This window comes from Kushneria pakistanensis (genome assembly GCF_014652795.1).
Lineage (GTDB): Bacteria > Pseudomonadota > Gammaproteobacteria > Pseudomonadales > Halomonadaceae > Kushneria > Kushneria pakistanensis.
In genome coordinates, this window is record NZ_BMZM01000001.1 from 1,167,045 (window position 1) to 1,184,403 (window position 17,359).

At 54.0% G+C, this 17,359-nt stretch carries 17 protein-coding genes; 3 read left to right on the top strand and 14 right to left on the bottom strand.

Annotated features, from left to right (window positions below; all coding sequences use genetic code 11):
- Positions 1-113 precede the first annotated feature (113 nt).
- Positions 114-1,052, bottom strand: coding sequence for a LysR family transcriptional regulator (locus tag IE123_RS05325; protein WP_189515728.1), 939 nt, complete (start codon positions 1,050-1,052; stop codon positions 114-116).
- A gap of 194 nt (positions 1,053-1,246) precedes the next feature.
- Between IE123_RS05325 and IE123_RS05330 the strand changes: the two genes are divergently transcribed.
- Positions 1,247-1,531 (top strand): YfcL family protein, encoded by a 285-nt coding sequence (locus tag IE123_RS05330; protein WP_189515730.1) that lies wholly within the window; start codon positions 1,247-1,249, stop codon positions 1,529-1,531.
- Between the two features lie 61 nt (positions 1,532-1,592).
- Positions 1,593-2,966: a nucleotide 5'-monophosphate nucleosidase PpnN gene (gene ppnN, locus IE123_RS05335; RefSeq protein ID WP_308430187.1), complete on the top strand. Its 1,374-nt coding sequence runs from the start codon at positions 1,593-1,595 to the stop codon at positions 2,964-2,966.
- A 24-nt stretch (positions 2,967-2,990) separates the two neighbouring features.
- Here the strand turns inward: ppnN and IE123_RS05340 are convergent, their stop codons facing one another.
- From IE123_RS05340 to galE, 13 genes are all read right to left on the bottom strand, one after another.
- Complete coding sequence (locus IE123_RS05340; protein ID WP_189515732.1) at positions 2,991-3,368, bottom strand: hypothetical protein; 378 nt, start codon at positions 3,366-3,368, stop codon at positions 2,991-2,993.
- Positions 3,365-3,817 carry a flavodoxin domain-containing protein gene (locus IE123_RS05345; protein WP_189515734.1) on the bottom strand — a complete coding sequence of 151 codons (453 nt, stop codon included), beginning with the start codon at positions 3,815-3,817 and terminating at the stop codon, positions 3,365-3,367. Before IE123_RS05345 ends, IE123_RS05340 begins: the two co-directional genes overlap by 4 nt.
- Before the next feature lie 149 nt (positions 3,818-3,966).
- A complete protein-coding gene (locus tag IE123_RS05350; protein ID WP_086622906.1) occupies positions 3,967-4,263 on the bottom strand; it encodes an integration host factor subunit alpha in 297 nt (98 codons plus the stop codon).
- A gap of 40 nt (positions 4,264-4,303) precedes the next feature.
- Complete coding sequence (gene pheT, locus IE123_RS05355) at positions 4,304-6,688, bottom strand: phenylalanine--tRNA ligase subunit beta (RefSeq protein ID WP_189515736.1); 2,385 nt, start codon at positions 6,686-6,688, stop codon at positions 4,304-4,306.
- A gap of 24 nt (positions 6,689-6,712) precedes the next feature.
- On the bottom strand, positions 6,713-7,732 hold the full coding sequence (pheS, locus tag IE123_RS05360) for a phenylalanine--tRNA ligase subunit alpha (protein WP_189515738.1): 1,020 nt from the start codon (positions 7,730-7,732) through the stop codon (positions 6,713-6,715).
- 168 nt (positions 7,733-7,900) lie between these two features.
- On the bottom strand, positions 7,901-8,251 hold the full coding sequence (rplT, locus tag IE123_RS05365) for a 50S ribosomal protein L20 (protein WP_189515741.1): 351 nt from the start codon (positions 8,249-8,251) through the stop codon (positions 7,901-7,903).
- Between the two features lie 33 nt (positions 8,252-8,284).
- Entirely contained in the window at positions 8,285-8,479 is a 195-nt protein-coding gene (gene rpmI, locus IE123_RS05370; RefSeq protein ID WP_189515742.1) for a 50S ribosomal protein L35, read from the bottom strand.
- A gap of 105 nt (positions 8,480-8,584) precedes the next feature.
- Positions 8,585-9,130 carry a translation initiation factor IF-3 gene (gene infC, locus IE123_RS05375; RefSeq protein WP_189515745.1) on the bottom strand — a complete coding sequence of 182 codons (546 nt, stop codon included), beginning with the start codon at positions 9,128-9,130 and terminating at the stop codon, positions 8,585-8,587.
- Between the two features lie 26 nt (positions 9,131-9,156).
- A complete protein-coding gene (thrS, locus tag IE123_RS05380) occupies positions 9,157-11,055 on the bottom strand; it encodes a threonine--tRNA ligase (protein WP_189515747.1) in 1,899 nt (632 codons plus the stop codon).
- A 266-nt stretch (positions 11,056-11,321) separates the two neighbouring features.
- Positions 11,322-12,260, bottom strand: a complete 939-nt coding sequence (locus IE123_RS05385) for an OmpA family protein (RefSeq protein WP_189515749.1) — start codon at positions 12,258-12,260, stop codon at positions 11,322-11,324.
- A 340-nt stretch (positions 12,261-12,600) separates the two neighbouring features.
- On the bottom strand, positions 12,601-13,134 hold the full coding sequence (locus IE123_RS05390) for a DUF2489 domain-containing protein (protein WP_189515751.1): 534 nt from the start codon (positions 13,132-13,134) through the stop codon (positions 12,601-12,603).
- Positions 13,135-13,166: 32 nt separating this feature from the next.
- A complete protein-coding gene (locus IE123_RS05395; protein WP_189515752.1) occupies positions 13,167-14,303 on the bottom strand; it encodes a glycosyltransferase family 4 protein in 1,137 nt (378 codons plus the stop codon).
- Between the two features lie 214 nt (positions 14,304-14,517).
- Entirely contained in the window at positions 14,518-15,537 is a 1,020-nt protein-coding gene (gene galE, locus IE123_RS05400; RefSeq protein ID WP_189515754.1) for a UDP-glucose 4-epimerase GalE, read from the bottom strand.
- A gap of 193 nt (positions 15,538-15,730) precedes the next feature.
- On the opposite strand from galE, the gene IE123_RS05405 reads away from it, so the two are divergent.
- Positions 15,731-17,185: an SLC13 family permease gene (locus IE123_RS05405; protein WP_189515960.1), complete on the top strand. Its 1,455-nt coding sequence runs from the start codon at positions 15,731-15,733 to the stop codon at positions 17,183-17,185.
- The last annotated feature ends 174 nt before the right edge of the window (positions 17,186-17,359 follow it).

Consider the following 17,359-nt stretch of genomic DNA (forward strand, 5'->3'; position numbering starts at 1 on the left):
AGGCCACCACAATAAAACACATTTTGGTGGCCTGAATCTGCCGGTGCCCTGGGTCGGGTTTACCTGTAGCGCTTCAGAAAGGCGAATTCATGCGCTGAATGCCCTGCTGCAGACTATCGTTGAACGCTGCTTTCTTCACAGATCATGTCGACAGGCGCCTCATAGCCATAAAGCGCATTGCGGCGCTGCTCGCGAAACTCATCGAGCAACTGACGATAACGACGGGGCAGCTCGGTTCCCCTGCGCGTTAATACATAAAGGGATTCATAAACCGGTACTGACAGCGGTACTTCCTGCACCTGACGCTGCCAGGGCGAGGTTTCAAGCACCGGGCGCGACACAACAGTGAACCCAAGGCCACGCGCGACCGCATCCAGCACGACAGCCACATCATTGGTATAGCCCTTCTGGGGGAAATGACTGATCGAGCGAAAATCATTCGGGTAATTCTCGCGCAGTACCTGGCTTGCGTTATTGACACCGTCAAAGTAGTTCAAAAAGCCCAGTGCCAGCAGCTCGTTAAGGCTGTTGCCACGAAAGTCCGTAGGCACGACCAGGCATAGCGGCTCATGGTGCCAGAGTTCATGGTCAAGGTCCGGGTGGCGCGTGATATCTGTCACGATGCCCAGATCATAACGGCCGGCCAGCACGTCCTGGACAATGTCGGCATTGAAGGCAAGGTTGTAGCTGATGGTCAACCCGGTATGGACCTGCTGATAGCCCAGTGAGAAGGGATAGAACATCAAGCCGATGCTTGAAGGGCTGGCAATACGGCAGTTACCGCTGCTGAGAGACTCATCATCAAGCCCGTGGCGGAACTGCTCGTGCTCGGCAAAAAGCCGAATGGCATAGTCATAGGCACGCCTGCCCGCTTCAGTCAGGGTAAAGCGCCGGCCATGACGCAGCAGCAGGCTCTTGTCGAGATAGTGCTCAAGCTTTCGAATATGCTGGCTGACGCCAGGCTGGGTCATTTCCAGCTTGCGTGCCGTATGGGTAAAACTGCCTGTTTCCACCAGCGTGATAAAGGTTCTGAAATACTGGGCATTAAACATGAGGAGGTATCAGCTCACTGACGCCCTGGCCGTAGCGCGACCAGGACAAATAAAAATCTTCATTTCTGATCAGACAGATACGGCGTGATCAGCTACTTTATCAGAAAATTTTATAGCCCGCATGAGCTCGCCGGGTTCCCATGTTAGCATCCAGAGACATCATTTCTGCCACCGCTGGTCACTGAAGGTCAACCATGTCCGACCCCTTTCTGAAACGCGCTGAAGCCATCAAGAAGACACTGCTTTTGATGGAAACCGAGGCGGCCGATGAAGATCTTTTTGCGCTGGGCTACATGATTCCCCAGATAGAACTTGTTCAGGAAATGGCGCAGTACGATCCAGGCGATGTCACCGCTGAGGATTTTGATGTCACCTACCGTCAATGGCTGGAAAGTACCTTCATGGAAGATGCCATGGAAGATGATGACCGCCAGCGCATCGAAGAACTCTGGCAGAGCGCCGTAAGCCGGACGAGCTGATACATTCCGCCAGGGCCTGCCTCCGGCATTTGTCGATTGCAAGAAAAGGATATCAAAGAGGATGAAAGAAGCGACTCGAATTTCAGCCACCATATCGCCGGAAGGCAGTCTGGAAGTACTCTCCCAGCAGGAAGTCAATCGCCTGCGGGACACCTCATCCAACGGCATGCATGATGTACTGCGCCGCTGCGCACTGGCGATTTTGAACTACGGCACCATGGTCGATGACAGCTGCAGCGTGCTTGAGACCTATCACGACTTTGACATTGAAGTCATCCAGCAGGATCGGGGTATCCGCCTGAAACTCAGCAATGCTCCGGCGCACGCCTTTGTGGATGGCAGCATGATTCGCGGGATCCGCGAGCTGCTTTCCTCGGTACTGCGTGATGTGGTCTATGTCTCCAATGAAATCGAAAAGCATGGCCGCTTTGATCTCGAATCTGCCGAGGGCATCACCAACGCTGTGTTCCATATCCTGCGTAATGCAGGCGTCATGAAACCCTCTCGCGACCCCAATCTTGTGGTCTGCTGGGGTGGACATTCGATTTCACGCGAAGAGTACGATTACAGCAAGTCGGTCGGCTACCATCTGGGCCTGCGCGACATGGATATCTGTACGGGCTGTGGCCCGGGTGCCATGAAAGGGCCGATGAAGGGCGCCAATGTGGCGCATGCCAAGCAGCGTCGTCGCAACAGCCGTTATCTGGGAATTTCGGAGCCGGGTATTATTGCTGCCGAATCACCCAATCCGATCGTCAACGAGCTGGTGATCATGCCGGATATCGAAAAGCGCCTTGAGGCCTTCATTCGAGTCGGACACGGCATCATTATCTTCCCCGGCGGCGTGGGTACTGCTGAAGAAATTCTTTATCTGCTGGGCGTATTGCTGCATCCCAACAATGCTGACATCCCCTTCCCGATCATCTTTACCGGGCCCGCCAGCAGCGCCGACTATTTCCGGCGTATTGACGAGTTTATTGCCTTTACCCTGGGTGAGGAGGCACAAAAGCACTACCGCATAATGATTGATGATCCCATCGGTGTGGCACGTGCCATGAGGGATGGCATCGAGGAAGTAACCGCGTTTCGCCGTCAGCATCAGGATGCCTTTTACTTCAATTGGCGCCTGGAAATTCCGCAGGACTTTCAGCAACCCTTTATTCCGGACCACGAGTCAATGGCCGGCCTGGCCCTTCACCGCCGCCAGAACGTGCATGATCTGGCCGCCAACCTGCGTCGTGCCTTCTCGGGTATTGTGGCGGGCAACGTCAAGGAGCACGGGGTACGCGCCATCGAACGCCATGGCCCCTTCCGCCTGAACGCAGAAAGCGAGCTCATGGCGCCGCTTGATGAACTGCTCACTTCCTTCGTGGCACAGGGGCGCATGAAGCTGCCGGGCAGTGAATACGTTCCCTGCTATACCTTGAACGCATAGCCCGGCATCCACATACTGGTGGCGCTACTGCTCGACAGGGCGCCACCAGCCATAAAGGGCATGAAGCAGAAGCCCTATGGTCATGCCTCTGGGCAGCCATTGATACCAGAACGCCGGCTCCCCCATGATTACCTGCCAGAGTGCCGTGGCACCAACACCCGCCACCAGCCATAGCAGTAGCCGTTTCAACGATCGATGCGCGCTACCTTTAACGCTACTTGAGGCGCGCTGCCATAGTATGGCGGAGACGACGACCAGTGCCGCCACACCGGCGCAAACCAGCACCAGTCGTTCATTGTCACGAACGATATAGTAACCGGGTGCTGCCATCAGCATGGTCAGGGCCAACCCCAGTAAAATGGAAATTCGCTCGCCACTGGTCAGCAATCCCTGACGACTCATGAATGCTCTGCCAGCCATTGCTCCGCCCAGGGCAGCGCCGCATCGTCAGCCATGGGCGTTTCCGAGGCATCCACTTCCAGGCGCTCCCCTGCACGACTGGCCCCAAGCTCGGTCAACAGCGTATCCAGTTTGCGACCGGCACCACAAAAGCTCTCTTCATAGCTGCTGTCGCCCATGGCAATCAGAGCATATCGAAGCCCCTGAAGTGACGGACGCTCCTGCTCAAGGGCACTGCTTAAATTTGTAAAGTTACCGGGAAAATCACCTCGACCTGTCGTGGAGATACAAAAAATCGCCAGGTCCGGCTGTGGTTCGACAAGGTTTGTCAGCGTTGGCGTTTCATGAATACTGACACCGTAGCCTGCTGACTCAAACAGCGGGGCTATCTGTTCTGCGACATCCAGCGCGCCGCCATATACGGTGGCCACATAAATTCCAATATCAGGCATGGTTCATGCTCATCAGTGTTAAATTTGAGGAATGGTAACATAGCGCGTTTGATGCCTTCCCCATTGCCGGCATACAAAAAAGCCCCGCCAGCAAGCGGGGCTTTTCGTTAAACGACAAATATGACCATGTCCTTAAATACGGCGAGGGACTATGCCTTGTCGCGTTCTTCCACCAGAGCCTTGAGCTTCTGGCCCGGCCGAAAGGTCACAACGCGGCGTGCAGAGATAGGGATTTCCTCTCCCGTCTTGGGATTACGACCAGGCCTTTCACGCTTGTCACGCAGATCAAAATTACCAAAGCCCGACAGCTTTACCTGTTCGTTTTCCCTGAGACATCCCCGGATTTCGTCAAAAAACTGCTCGACAAGCATTTTGGCTTCACGCTTTGAAAATCCAAGCGACGTGTGCAGATGCTCTGCCAGTTCAGCCTTGGTCAACGCACTCATTATCCGACATCCTGTAGGAGATAATATCCCGCCGCCGCACTCAATTACGCAGCAACGCGCCAAAACGTTCCGAGGAAACGGCCACAATATTGTCAATCGTCTGATTGATCTCGGCATCTGTCAGCGTGCGCGAAGGATGCTGCCAGGTCAAGCCCAGTGCCAGGCTCTTGCGGCCCTCTTCTACACCCGCGCCCTGATAGACGTCAAAAAGGCGTAGATCCGTCAGTGCATCTCCGGCCTGCTCATGAATCGTGTCCAGAAGCGACTGCACCGGCAATGCCTCCTCCACCAGCAACGCCAGATCACGCCTGACTTCCGGATGCCGAGACAGGGGACTGAATGCGGCAAGTCTGCCCTGCTGCAGGGAGGCCAGCTCAAGCTCGAAGACATATACTTCAGGCTTGATGCCGAGCTTTTCCCTGACTGCAGGATGCAGCGCACCAACCCAGCCAACGCACTGATCGCCGCGCAGGATCCGGGCACATTGCCCCGGATGAAGGGCATCATGCTCGCCTGCCTCAAAGCGCCATTCGCTTTCAACACCGCCCAGTGCCAGCAGACGTTCGACATCGCCCTTGATATCGAAGAAATCAACCTTCTCTTTTCGGGCTGTCCATCCTTCCGGATCACGCGTACCGCAAATCATGCCGCCCAGCATGGGCTTTTGCGTCAGCGTATCAATGTCACCATTGAACACCAGACCCGTTTCAAAAAGGCGAACACGCTGTTGCTGACGATTGAGATTGTGCACCAGCGCACGGCTGAGTCCTGCCCAGAGACTTGAGCGCATGACCGACATATCGCTGGAAATGGGATTGGCAAGCGTAGGCGTCACCACAGCCGGATTCAGCGCCTGCTGCAACTCACCGGAGACGAAGCTGTACGTAATGGCTTCCTGATACCCACCGGCCACCAGTTGCTGGCGAATGACATCAAGAGAGACCTTCGTGCCATCATCACGACGGGGCGCGAGGTTTGCCTGCGGATACCGTACAGGCAAACGGTTATAACCGTGAACGCGTGCCAGTTCCTCGACAAGGTCTTCTTCCAGACGTACATCAAAGCGCCAGGCAGGAATACCGACGTGCCAGACGCCTTTCTCCTGCGGGGTCAGCGTCATGCCAAGGCGCGACAGGATATCGCTGATCTCGTCATCGGCAAGTGTCATTCCCAGAATGCGACTAACACGTGCAGCGCTCAGCGTGACCTGACAGGTATCGGGCAGCGCCCTTGAATCCGTCTGTTCGATTACCGGTCCTGGGGTCCCACCTGCCAGCTCGACAAGCAGCTTCGTGGCACGCTCGAGGGCACGCACCTGCAGCGTTGGATCAACACCCCGCTCGAAACGATGGGAAGCATCTGTATGCAGGCCATACTGGCGCGCTCTGCCAGCGACAGCCAGCGGTGCGAAAAAGGCCGACTCCAGCAGTACATGACGTGTCTCACTGTTGACGCCCGAACGCTCTCCGCCCATGACGCCGGCAATGGCCAGCGGGCCATGTGCATCGGCAATCAGTAGGGTATTGTCCTCAAGCTGAACGTTCTGGCCATCGAGCAACGTCAGCGTCTCGCCGGCACGCGCATTTCGCACTTCAATATGGCCCTGAAGCCGGTCCAGATCGAAGGCATGCATGGGCTGACCAAGCTCGAGCATCACGTAGTTGGTAATATCGACCACAATATCAATGGAGCGCAGGCCACAGCGACGAAGATGTTCTGTCAGCCACAGAGGCGAAGGCGTGCTGACATCGATATCACGTACGACACGCGCACTGTAACGTGGGCAGGCATCGCCATTGTCGAGGCGAACCTCGAAGCGCTCATCCATCTGTGCAGCAACGGGTGTCATCTCGGGCACCTTGACCTCAAGACGATTGAGCACGCCAAGCTCACGCGCAAGACCCATTACGCTCAGACAGTCGCCGCGATTGGGGGTCAGGTCCACATCAATACTGTGATCGTCCAGCCCAAGCCACTGCCTTATATCCTCGCCGACCGGCGCATCTTCCGGTAGCACCCAGATGCCTGGGGACTTCTCCTCGACCAGCCCCAGCTCGGATTCGGCACAGATCATGCCATGCGACGCCACACCCCGGAGCTTTGCTTCCTTGATGGCAAAATCACCGGGCAATATCGCACCCGGCCTGGCCAGCGCCACCCTCTGACCGGCGGCCACATTGGCAGCCCCGCATACAACCTGTTGAAGATGACCACTACCATCATCGAGCTGACAGACGCGTAGACGATCTGCGTCAGGATGCTGTGCAACCTCGTTGACTTGTGCAACGACCACGCCTGAAAACGCCGCTGACACCGATTCAATGGCATCAACTTCCAGCCCTGCCATGGTGATCTGATCGGCAATCGCCTGCACATCCTGCGCTACATCAACCCATTGACGCAGCCACTGTTCGGAAACTTTCATCTTGCCTCGCTATACCGAAACGAATTACTGGAACTGGCGGAGAAAGCGCAGATCGTTGTCGAAAAAAAGACGCAGGTCATTGACGCCGTATCGCAGCATCGCCAGGCGCTCAACGCCCATACCAAAGGCAAAACCGCTATAGCGCTGCGAATCAATGCCGACATGGGCAAACACATTGGGATGCACCATGCCGCAGCCCATCACTTCCAGCCAACCGGTATGAGAGCAGACGCGGCAACCGTTGCCACCACAGTTGACACACTGGATGTCAACCTCTGCTGAAGGCTCGGTAAACGGGAAATAGGAAGGTCGAAAACGCACATCAAGCTGTTCACGCTCAAAGAAGGCTTTCAAAAAGGCCTCTATAGTGCCCTTGAGATCAGCAAAACTGACATTTTCATCCACAAACAGCCCTTCTACCTGGTGGAACATGGGGCTGTGGGTGAGATCGGAATCGTTACGATACACACGTCCTGAACACACTAGACGCACCGGGGGGGCCTGGTGCTCCATGGTACGAATCTGCACCGGTGACGTATGCGTACGCAGCACATGGCGCGCATCAAAATAGAAGGTATCATGCATGGCACGCGCGGGATGGTGTGCCGGTATATTCAATGCTTCGAAGTTATGATAATCGTCCTCGATTTCAGGACCTTCAGCGATATCATAACCAATATTGGCAAAGCACTGCTCAATACGCCGCAGCGTTTGAGTAATGGGATGAAGCCCACCTGACGACTCACGCCGACCCGGCAGGGTCACGTCCACTTTTTGTGCAGCAAGTCTTGCGGCCATCGCACTTGCTTCAAGCTCGGCTCTTTTAGCTTCCAGCGAGGCTTCAATCTGCTGTCTTGCCTGATTGATCACTTCCCCGGCAGCAGGGCGCTCCTGTGCAGGCAGCTTCCCCAAACCTTTCAACAGGGCGGTGACTTCGCCCTTCTTGCCCAAATAGCGGACACGGATGTCTTCCAGTGCCCTGATATCTTCGGCAGCATCGATAGCTTCGGTTGCCGTTGCTACTACTGTGGAGAGATGCTCCATCCGTCCTGCTCCATGAAAAACGGCAGATTGCAGATACCAGGAAAGCTCTGCAGATTGATCCTGTTATCAGGGGTCTGACGATAAATGGTTGTCGCACAAAAAAACAAGGGAAGAGCGACGGCTCTTCCCTTGTAGCACTTCGGCAGGTGACATTGGTCACCCGTACCGTCAGGCAGCCTTGGCTTGCTCGACGATCGCGCCAAAAGCCTGCTTTTCGTGAACGGCCAGATCAGCAAGGATCTTGCGGTCGATCTCGATATTGGCCTTTTTCAGACCATTGATAAAGCGGCTGTAGGACATGCCGTGAATGCGGGCTGCAGCGTTGATACGTGCAATCCACAGCGCACGGAACTGACGCTTGCGCTGACGACGGTCACGATAGGCATACTGACCTGCCTTGATGACCGCCTGCTTGGCAACACGGAAAGTACGCGAACGAGCACCGTAGTACCCTTTTGCCTGCTTCAAAATCTTCTTGTGACGACGGCGAGCGACGACACCACGCTTTACACGAGCCATGAAAACCTCCTGACTTCAGTTGTTAAAATCGACTTAAATATAAGGGAGCATGCGCTCGATCAGACGGCGATCGGCATCATGAACCTGCTTCATACCGCGCAGCTGACGCTTACGCTTGGTCGATTTCTTGGTCAGGATGTGGCTGCGAAAGGACTGCTTGTGCTTAAAGCCCTTGGCAGTACGCTTGAAGCGCTTGGCCGCACCGCTATTGCTCTTGATTTTCGGCATGAGAATAACTCCGCACGATATTTTTTAGAAAACCCGAGGCCAGCATACCGCGCTATCATTGAAGCTTCGAAATAGCGCAGACACGCTCGTTAAATTGCCCGCGGATCACTTTTTCCTGGGGGCCAGCATCATGATCATTTGCCGGCCTTCCATTTTCGGACGCGATTCTACAACAGCAAGGTCACCCAAGTCATGTTCTACACGCTCCATGAGCTTGCGTCCGATGTCCTGATGCGCCATTTCGCGACCGCGAAAACGCAAGGTAACCTTGCCCTTGTCGCCTTCTTCGAGAAAACGCGTCAGGTTTTTAAGCTTGACCTGATAATCGCCTTCATCAGTTGCCGGTCGGAATTTGACTTCCTTGATCTGAATCTGCTTCTGCTTCTTCTTCTGAGCAGACTTCTGCTTTTTCAGCTCAAACTGATGCTTGCCGTAATCCATGATCTTGCAAACGATCGGATCGGCATTGGATATCTGTACGAGATCAAGCCCAGCCTCTTCAGCCTTGGCAAGCGCCTCATTCATGGGCACAACACCCAGCTGCTCGCCCTCGCTATCGATAAGCCGAACTTCATCCGCACGAATGCGGTCATTTATGGGTGCGCGCTTTTCCTGAGGGCGCCCACGTTGGTTATTTCGCTTGATCGTCAAGTCTCCATTGCTGAAAAGAAAAGCTGCTATCTGCGCTCGTTATCGAGTCTGGCGAGAAAATCAGAAACTGTCATCGTTCCCAGATCTTCACCAGTCCGCGTTCTGACAGCAACGCTATCCGACTCCACTTCCTTATCACCGACTACCAGCAGATAAGGCACTCTCTGGAGTGTATGCTCACGAATTTTAAAACCGATCTTCTCATTCCTCAAGTCTGACTTGACACGAAGACCGGCTTGTTGCAACTGCTCGGTTAATGCTGTGGCGTAGGACGCCTGCGCATCAGTGATATTAAGTACCACAGCCTGTTCTGGAGAAAGCCACAAGGGCAATGCCCCTGCATGGTGCTCCAGCAGAATACCGATAAAGCGCTCAAAAGAGCCGATGATGGCACGATGCAGCATAACCGGGGTGTGGCGGTTGCCATCCTCACCGACATATTGCGCACCAAGTCGCCCTGGCATCATGAAGTCGACCTGCATGGTGCCTACCTGCCACTCACGTCCCAAGCAGTCACGCATATGATACTCGATCTTCGGACCATAGAAGGCACCCTCACCGGGTAACTCCTGCCACTCCACGTCGCAGGCCGTAAGCGCAGCACGCAGCGCACCCTCGGCCTTGTCCCACTCTTCATCGCTACCAATGCGTTTTTCAGGACGCAACGCAATCTTGACGTCAATATCGCTGAAACCGAAATCTTCGTAGACCTTGAGTGCCTGACGATGGAAGGCGGTCACTTCCGGCTCGATCTGCTGCTCAGTACAAAAGACATGGCCATCATCCTGAGTGAAGGCGCGCACTCGCATGATACCGTGTAATGCACCCGAAGGCTCATTACGGTGACAGCCGCCAAACTCTCCGTAGCGGATAGGCATTTCGCGGTAGCTGTGCAAACCCGAATTGAACACTTGGACATGCCCCGGGCAGTTCATCGGCTTGAGGGCATATTCACGTTTTTCCGACTCGGTAAAGAACATGTTTTCCGAGTAATTGTCCCAGTGGCCGGACTTCTTCCACAGGCTGACATCCATGACCTGGGGACAACGGATCTCCTGATAGCCGCTGTCACGATAGACATTGCGCATGTACTGCTCGACCACCTGCCAGATGGCCCACCCTCGCGGGTGCCAGAAAATCATGCCCGGCGCTTCTTCCTGCTGATGGAAGAGATTGAGCTGACGAGCAATCTTGCGGTGATCGCGCTTTTCCGCTTCTTCAAGACGCTTGATATAAGCGTTGAGCTGCTTCTTGTCCGCCCAGGCAGTGCCATAGATGCGCGTCAACATGGTATTGGACGCATCACCTCGCCAGTAGGCGCCGGCCAGCTTCAAAAGCTTGAAGGACTTGAGGTGTCGGGTATTGGGAACATGAGGTCCCCGACACATGTCCGTGTATTCCTTATGATGGTACAGCCGGATGGTTTCACCTTCAGGAATTCGAGAAACAATATCCTGCTTGTAGGGCTCATCGCGTGCTGTAAAAGCCTCAAGGGCCTGATTGCGATCTACATATTCCCTTGAAACGTCATAACTTTCATCGATCAATTCGCGCATGCGCTTTTCGATCTTTTCAAGATCATCACTTGAAATGGACTGCCCAAAATCGATGTCGTAATAGAAACCTTCATCGATGACAGGTCCGATGGCCATCTTGGCTTCAGGGTAAAGCTGTTTGACGGCATGGCCGATCAGATGTGCACAGGAGTGGCGAATAATCTCAAGGCCCTCCTGATCCTTTGCAGTCACGATGGAAACAGCTGCGTCACGGTCAACGACATCGGCTGTATCAACCAGCTGTCCATCGATCTTGCCGGCTACTGCAGCCTTGGCCAGGCCGGCACCGATAGACTCGGCGATCGCCATGATGGAGACGGGAGAGTCGAATTGACGCTGGCTACCATCAGGAAGCGTAACGACGGGCATAAATATTCTTCCTTGTTTCAGTGGTGACCGCTACCAGGAGTCACTTGAGGCATTACATTGTCAGCATGGCGCGGAAAACGCGTCATGGAACTGGCAGGCGTGGGGAATCAGGCTATCGAGCCGCAATGCAAACTAACAAAGAGTAATGAATCGCGTCCAGTCGATACAGGTAAATCAAGGAATGTCTTTCCTGCACGCCTGCATAAAAGTCACATAAAAAAGAGGGCGCCGAAGCGCCCTCTCCTGCAGATGGAAATCAGTAAAAATTACTGATTGTTACCACCATTCTGACCAGTACGGTCCATCACCTGACCATCGTCACCCAGCGGATGAACTTCGGTACGACGGTTTTCAGCGCGACCTTCAGCAGTGTCGTTGCTGGCTACCGGACGCTCTTCACCGAAGCCGAGGGCTTCCATGCGATCAGAGGAGACACCCTGCGAGGCAAGGTAGTCACGTACGGAGTTGGCACGACGCTGTGAAAGATCCTTGTTGTAGGAAGCGCTACCGACGGAGTCAGTGTGGCCTTCCAGACGTACACGAACCTGTTCGTTGCTGTTGAGCTTCTCGGCAACGTCGTTCAGTGTCTGCTCGGCGTTGGAAGTCAGCTTCGCGGAGTCAAACTCAAAGTTGACGTCACGCAGTACCAGCGCTGCCGGGCAGCCCAGGGCGTTGACCTGAGTTCCTGCCGGAGTGTTCGGGCACTGATCCTGATAGTCCGGCACGCCGTCACCATCGGAATCCAGCGGGCAACCACGCGAATCGACTTCTACACCAGCCGGAGTACCCGGGCACTGGTCGAGGTAATCCGGCACGCCATCACCGTCAGTGTCGATCGGGCAGCCCTTGGCATCAACGGCAACGCCAGCAGGTGTGTTCGGGCACTCGTCGCGAGAATCCGGCACGCCGTCGTTATCGGAATCGAGTTCACGGCTATCACCGCCAGAACACAGCAGTGCACCTGCTGTTGCGCCAGCAGTAGCACCAATGGCTGCGCCAGTCTCTTCATCGTCGTTGCTGCTGACACCGTAACCGAGGCCACCACCGATCAGGCCACCAGCCAGACCGCAGACGAAAGGAGAAGAGTACCAGGAATCACCACTGGAAGCTTGGGAACCAGAAGATTGAGAACCGGAGCTGGCGCAGCCGGCAAGACCCATTACGAGAGCGGATCCCAGCAGCAAGCCAGTTGTTGATTTATTCATGCAAGACTCCTTCTTTTTTGCAACGCTAGGGCAACGATGTTGTTACTAAGCGGTTCCGAGTATAGGCAACGCCAACGGCACTAGAAAGTTTTTCTTCGACCGGCAAGAAAAGCACATCAAGAGCATTTGAGCCATCTTGTGACCACCCTGCTTTGGTCTCTCGAAACAGCCACACGATGCCATGATGAAAAACGCGTCACTGGCAATCCATTGTGACGTATTCGAACACTGTTTTCGCACTGAAAGCGCTGAAAGTCAAACCCTGATTATTGTATTGATTAAATTTCAGGTTAACTGCGTCGAACTTCAAAAAAATGGATCTTCCTGAAAAAGTATTTTATTAATGCATTGCAACATGGTGCGTTCGGCTGATCAGTTGCCGGGCCGCCTTTAGAATATCTTCTTCATGTTGACTGATAATCTGCAGCCTGTGTTGATCTTCCTGCATTCTGTCACGCGCTGTAAGTGTTGAGCGTGCCTGATGGGTATGGAGATGAGCGGTGCTGTCACTAACAAGTTCGATAACTGTCAGCTGGTCATCCTGCCACCAGCCTGCATCGAGAATATCAATGATAACCCGGGCCCGCAGGCACCCTTCCACAAGGTCCATCTGCCCTTCCTGCATGGCACGGCCTATAACATTGAGATTGGACAGACACTGATACTCGGCCTGCGCCTTCTCCTGTAGCTGACGCTGCCTGCGACGACGCAACTCGCGGGACATGCGCAAAATGATTAACAGCAGAACGCCAACAATTACGATGGCCAGGCATAAAAGCGCCATTGCCCACGTTTGTGACACGATAATTATCACCCCTTTGGCATGGATTGAACGATGAGATATATCAAGAACACATCTACTCGTTTTTGGCATATCAAATGAACAAGAAGATAGCGCTCGCCAGCTTACTCAGCGCCAAGCGCCCGGAACGCAGCAATCAACTTCTCCTGCTGCTGCTCATGGGAATAATGCCTTGCCAGAGCTGATAACTCGCCACTTAATACCTGGCGTCGGTCACTGTCATCGAGAAGCTTTTGGGCACATTGTGTCCATCCGGAGGTATCCATGGCATCAAGCACGAGCTCAGGATAACGATCTTCCAAAAGCTCTGCGCATCCAACACGCGAGGACAGCATGACCGGAGTACCACACGCCATGGCTTCCAGCGCAACAAGGCCAAATTCTTCGATATGCGCAGGAAGCATGAAGATATCCAGTGCCCCATAGAATTTTTCCACTTCACTTACCGTGGAGCGCCAGACGAATTGTTCGGCAACACCAAGTGCTTTTGCCTGATGCTGCCAATGAGAAGCATCATCCTTGCCTACGACGAGGAAGCGGCAACGTTTAGGCATAAGCCGGTTCAGCTCTGCTGCCACCTTTACGAAACCTTCAACGTTACGCTTTTTAAAATTACCGGAAGTCACCAGGCCTATCAGGAAGTCACCCGACGCAGCGCCCAGTGACTGGCGGGTTTTTTCTCTATCGGTGCGAGCGCGGTTCGGGTTGAACTGTTCAGGGTCATATCCTGGATAACTGATATCGATCCTGTCAGGAGAAATGCCGTAACGGGCCGTCAGATCCTGGCCCATCATTTTTGAATTGACAGCTATGCGACGAAAGCGGCCCCCCTTGAGCACATGATCATGGATGGCAGCTACTTCATGATGCTCGGGCAACCCGCGACCATGTATGGCCTGACTTGCCAGATGCACACAGTTGTGTAAATACACCACATCTGGCGTTTCTACTTCACCGTGACTTATTAGCAGATCCGGTCGATGGCGACGTGCCCATGCCTGCACACGACGATTAAACCAGAAACGTCGATAGGCACCCTTGAAGGGCCAGCGCCATGTTCTGACCAAACGCGCCCCAGTATGGGCGATTAATCTGGCTGTCCCTCGCTCAGCAATAACCACCACCTGATAGCCCACGCTGACGAGGGCTTCAGCTTGTGCAAGAGCAATTCGACTGGCACCTGTCGTTTTTTCCACCTGGCGGATGGCAATAATGGCCAGAGGTCTTGCATGTTCTGTCATTCAGGCAGCACTCAAACAGCAGTATCCACGAAAGTGTTGTCACTGGTAGCAACAGACATCAGCAATGATGAATCACTCCTCAGTGCGCTGGCACCAGTAACAAGAACACCTTAAAGCAGGTATCGATTACCGATTGAATATCATCCTATCACGAAGCGCTGCATGAGCCATTCCGGGATGGCGAGCCTGGTTGCCCCTGAGCCCTCATGCAGGATCAGGATTCTGAAGTACTGTAGCCCTCTGGATTTTTTTGTTGCCAACGCCAGGTATCTGCCATCATTTTCTCGAGATCAAACTCGGCAACCCAGCCAAGTACCTCTTCGGCATGTGCCGGATCGGCATAGCAACGTGCAATATCTCCCGGCCGACGCGGATGAAATTCATATGCCACTTTCCTTCCGCTTGCCTTTTCAAAGGCCTGAACCACGTCAAGTACGCTATAGCCCTTGCCGGTTCCCAGGTTAAAGGTATGCAAACCATCATGGCGAGAGAGATAGTCGAGTGCCATCAAATGCCCCTTCGCCAGATCCGTGACATGGATATAGTCACGAACGCCGGTGCCGTCGCTGGTATCGTAATCGTTGCCAAAAACCGACAGCACCTCACGACGGCCAATCGCCACCTGGCTCACAAAGGGCACCAGATTATTGGGAATACCGTTGGGATCTTCGCCGATCATACCACTGTCGTGGGCCCCTACCGGATTGAAATAACGCAGTACGGAAATGCGCCACGCTGGATCGGATACGACAAGATCGCGCAGAATTTCTTCGACCATCAGCTTGGAGCGGCCGTAGGGATTGGTGGCAGCAGTAGGAAAATCTTCCCGAATGGGTACTGATGCAGGATCACCATAAACAGTCGCTGAAGAGCTGAAAACAATCTTTTTGACACCGGCGCGCGACATGGCCTCACAGAGCACCAGGGTGCCATTGACGTTGTTATCGAAATAGGCAAGTGGCTTCTGCACACTCTCGCCAACGGCCTTGAGTCCGGCAAAGTGAATGACCGAGTCGATCTCGTTCTGGCTGAAAAGATTATCAAGCAAGGCTTCATCACGAATATCGCCTTCCACCCAGTGCACTTCCCTATTGGTTAGCGCACCGACCCGCTCCAGAGACTTTTTGTTGGCGTTGCAGAAATTATCCAGTACCAGCACCTCATGGCCAGCCTCCAGTAGCGCCAGAACCGTATGCGAACCGATGTAACCTGCACCCCCGGTGACAAGAATCATGTGCTTTCCTTTGTCTTGAATGGATAAACCGCTGAATGAACACTGCCCTGTAAGGTGTTTCAGTATTCATGATCGACGAAAGGCGCAAATACAATCGTCTTATATTTCATTATAAACATGAATAAAGTCGAGGATTTATGCTGATCCATCGGTTGCCTTTCCCTTATCCAACCCCTGATGCCGAGAACCAATGATGCCTGACACGACGACAGATACTGACAAGCCCTCTTCAGGCAAGGCACCTGTCATTGGCTTGTGGCTGGGTCTGCTATGGATTGTGATGGTACTGATGGTACCCGCGCTAGGTGGCATGTCAGAAAGTGCATGGCACTGCATCGGTCTGGCGCTTTTAATGGCGACCTGGTGGTCAACTGAAGCCATTCCCATACCCGCCACTTCTCTGCTTCCCATTATCCTGGCGCCTGCCATGGGCATCGGCGGTCTCAAGGACGTGACATCAGCCTACGCTGATCCGATCATTTTCCTCTTTCTGGGTGGTTTCCTGCTGGGCCTTGCCATGCAGCGCTGGAACCTGCATCGACGTATTGCGCTACGTACTCTGATTGTTGTCGGCTCTGACCCCAAAAAACAGATTGGCGGCTTCATGCTGGCGACCGGTTTTATCAGCATGTGGGTCTCTAATACAGCAACAGCCATCATGATGTTACCCATCGGCACCTCTGTCATAGCCCTGCTGTCCACCAGCAATGAAAGTGAAGTACGCCGATACTCAACGGCTCTGCTATTGGCGATCGCCTACTCGGCAAGCATTGGCGGAGTAGCGACTCTGATAGGTACGCCACCCAACGCGCTGCTGGCTGGTTACCTGTCCAATAATCAGGATATTGATATCGGTTTTGCACAATGGATGGTCGTGGGTCTGCCCGTATCGATAGCCATGATGCTGCTTGCCTGGTGGTGGCTGACCCGACAGGGTTTTGACATTGAGCAAGGGGATGCCGGCAGCAACCTCCTCAAGGAGGAGCTTGCCAGGCTGGGAGAGATGAGCACTGCCGAAAAGCGGGTTGGCATTGCCTTCCTCGTGGCTGCCTTTGCATGGATTACTCGTCCTCTTATTAACAACCTTGGCCTGGACTGGCTCAGTGATACCACCATCGCGATGGCGGTGGGTATTGGGCTTTTTCTTGCCCCTTCCGGTAGTCGCAGGAAAGAAAAGCTTATGGACTGGGAAAGCTCGGCATCATTGCCCTGGGGTGTGCTGCTGCTGTTTGGCGGCGGACTGGCGCTGGCAGGTATTATTCAGAGTTCAGGGCTGGCGGCCTGGATTGCCGAGCAGCTATCGCTTTTCTCGATTTTCCCTCTGGTCGTGTTAATTGCCATCGTTGTGCTGGTCATCATTTTCCTCACGGAGGTGACTTCCAACACAGCGACTGCGGCTGCATTTTTACCCTTGCTGGGCGCACTGGCCATTTCACTGGGGCTTTCGCCGCTGTTGATCACCGTACCGGCCGCCATTGCCGCAAGCTGCGCCTTCATGATGCCTGTGGCAACCCCGCCCAATGCCATCGTATTTGCGACCGGACAGATGAAGATTCAGTCCATGATTCGCGCCGGACTGTTTCTCAATCTTGCTGGCACAGTGATCATTACGCTGCTGGTCTACATGCTGATCAGCATGCTCTGGTAACGCCCGCTCCATTCACTATCCATGAAAGCCGTCTGCTGCTGCAGGCGGCTTTTTTGTGCCTGCAGTTTTTATCCCCCAGGAGCCGCCAAAAAGCCCCTTTGCTGGCAAAGCTTAAATATTGATTAAAATCCGCCCACTTATTAAGATAACATTAAGATCATTTAACACTTTCCC

Bases quoted from the DNA above. Each gene is read 5' to 3' on its own strand.
- IE123_RS05325 (WP_189515728.1), bottom strand. From the start codon at position 1,052: ATGTTTAATGCCCAGTATTTCAGAACCTTTATCACGCTGGTGGAAACA.
- IE123_RS05330 (WP_189515730.1), top strand. From the start codon at position 1,247: ATGTCCGACCCCTTTCTGAAACGCGCTGAAGCCATCAAGAAGACACTG.
- ppnN (WP_308430187.1), top strand. From the start codon at position 1,593: ATGAAAGAAGCGACTCGAATTTCAGCCACCATATCGCCGGAAGGCAGT.
- IE123_RS05340 (WP_189515732.1), bottom strand. From the start codon at position 3,368: ATGAGTCGTCAGGGATTGCTGACCAGTGGCGAGCGAATTTCCATTTTA.
- IE123_RS05345 (WP_189515734.1), bottom strand. From the start codon at position 3,817: ATGCCTGATATTGGAATTTATGTGGCCACCGTATATGGCGGCGCGCTG.
- IE123_RS05350 (WP_086622906.1), bottom strand. From the start codon at position 4,263: ATGAGTGCGTTGACCAAGGCTGAACTGGCAGAGCATCTGCACACGTCG.
- pheT (WP_189515736.1), bottom strand. From the start codon at position 6,688: ATGAAAGTTTCCGAACAGTGGCTGCGTCAATGGGTTGATGTAGCGCAG.
- pheS (WP_189515738.1), bottom strand. From the start codon at position 7,732: ATGGAGCATCTCTCCACAGTAGTAGCAACGGCAACCGAAGCTATCGAT.
- rplT (WP_189515741.1), bottom strand. From the start codon at position 8,251: ATGGCTCGTGTAAAGCGTGGTGTCGTCGCTCGCCGTCGTCACAAGAAG.
- rpmI (WP_189515742.1), bottom strand. From the start codon at position 8,479: ATGCCGAAAATCAAGAGCAATAGCGGTGCGGCCAAGCGCTTCAAGCGT.
- thrS (WP_189515747.1), bottom strand. From the start codon at position 11,055: ATGCCCGTCGTTACGCTTCCTGATGGTAGCCAGCGTCAATTCGACTCT.
- IE123_RS05385 (WP_189515749.1), bottom strand. From the start codon at position 12,260: ATGAATAAATCAACAACTGGCTTGCTGCTGGGATCCGCTCTCGTAATG.
- IE123_RS05390 (WP_189515751.1), bottom strand. From the start codon at position 13,134: ATGCCAAAAACGAGTAGATGTGTTCTTGATATATCTCATCGTTCAATC.
- IE123_RS05395 (WP_189515752.1), bottom strand. From the start codon at position 14,303: ATGACAGAACATGCAAGACCTCTGGCCATTATTGCCATCCGCCAGGTG.
- galE (WP_189515754.1), bottom strand. From the start codon at position 15,537: ATGATTCTTGTCACCGGGGGTGCAGGTTACATCGGTTCGCATACGGTT.
- IE123_RS05405 (WP_189515960.1), top strand. From the start codon at position 15,731: ATGCCTGACACGACGACAGATACTGACAAGCCCTCTTCAGGCAAGGCA.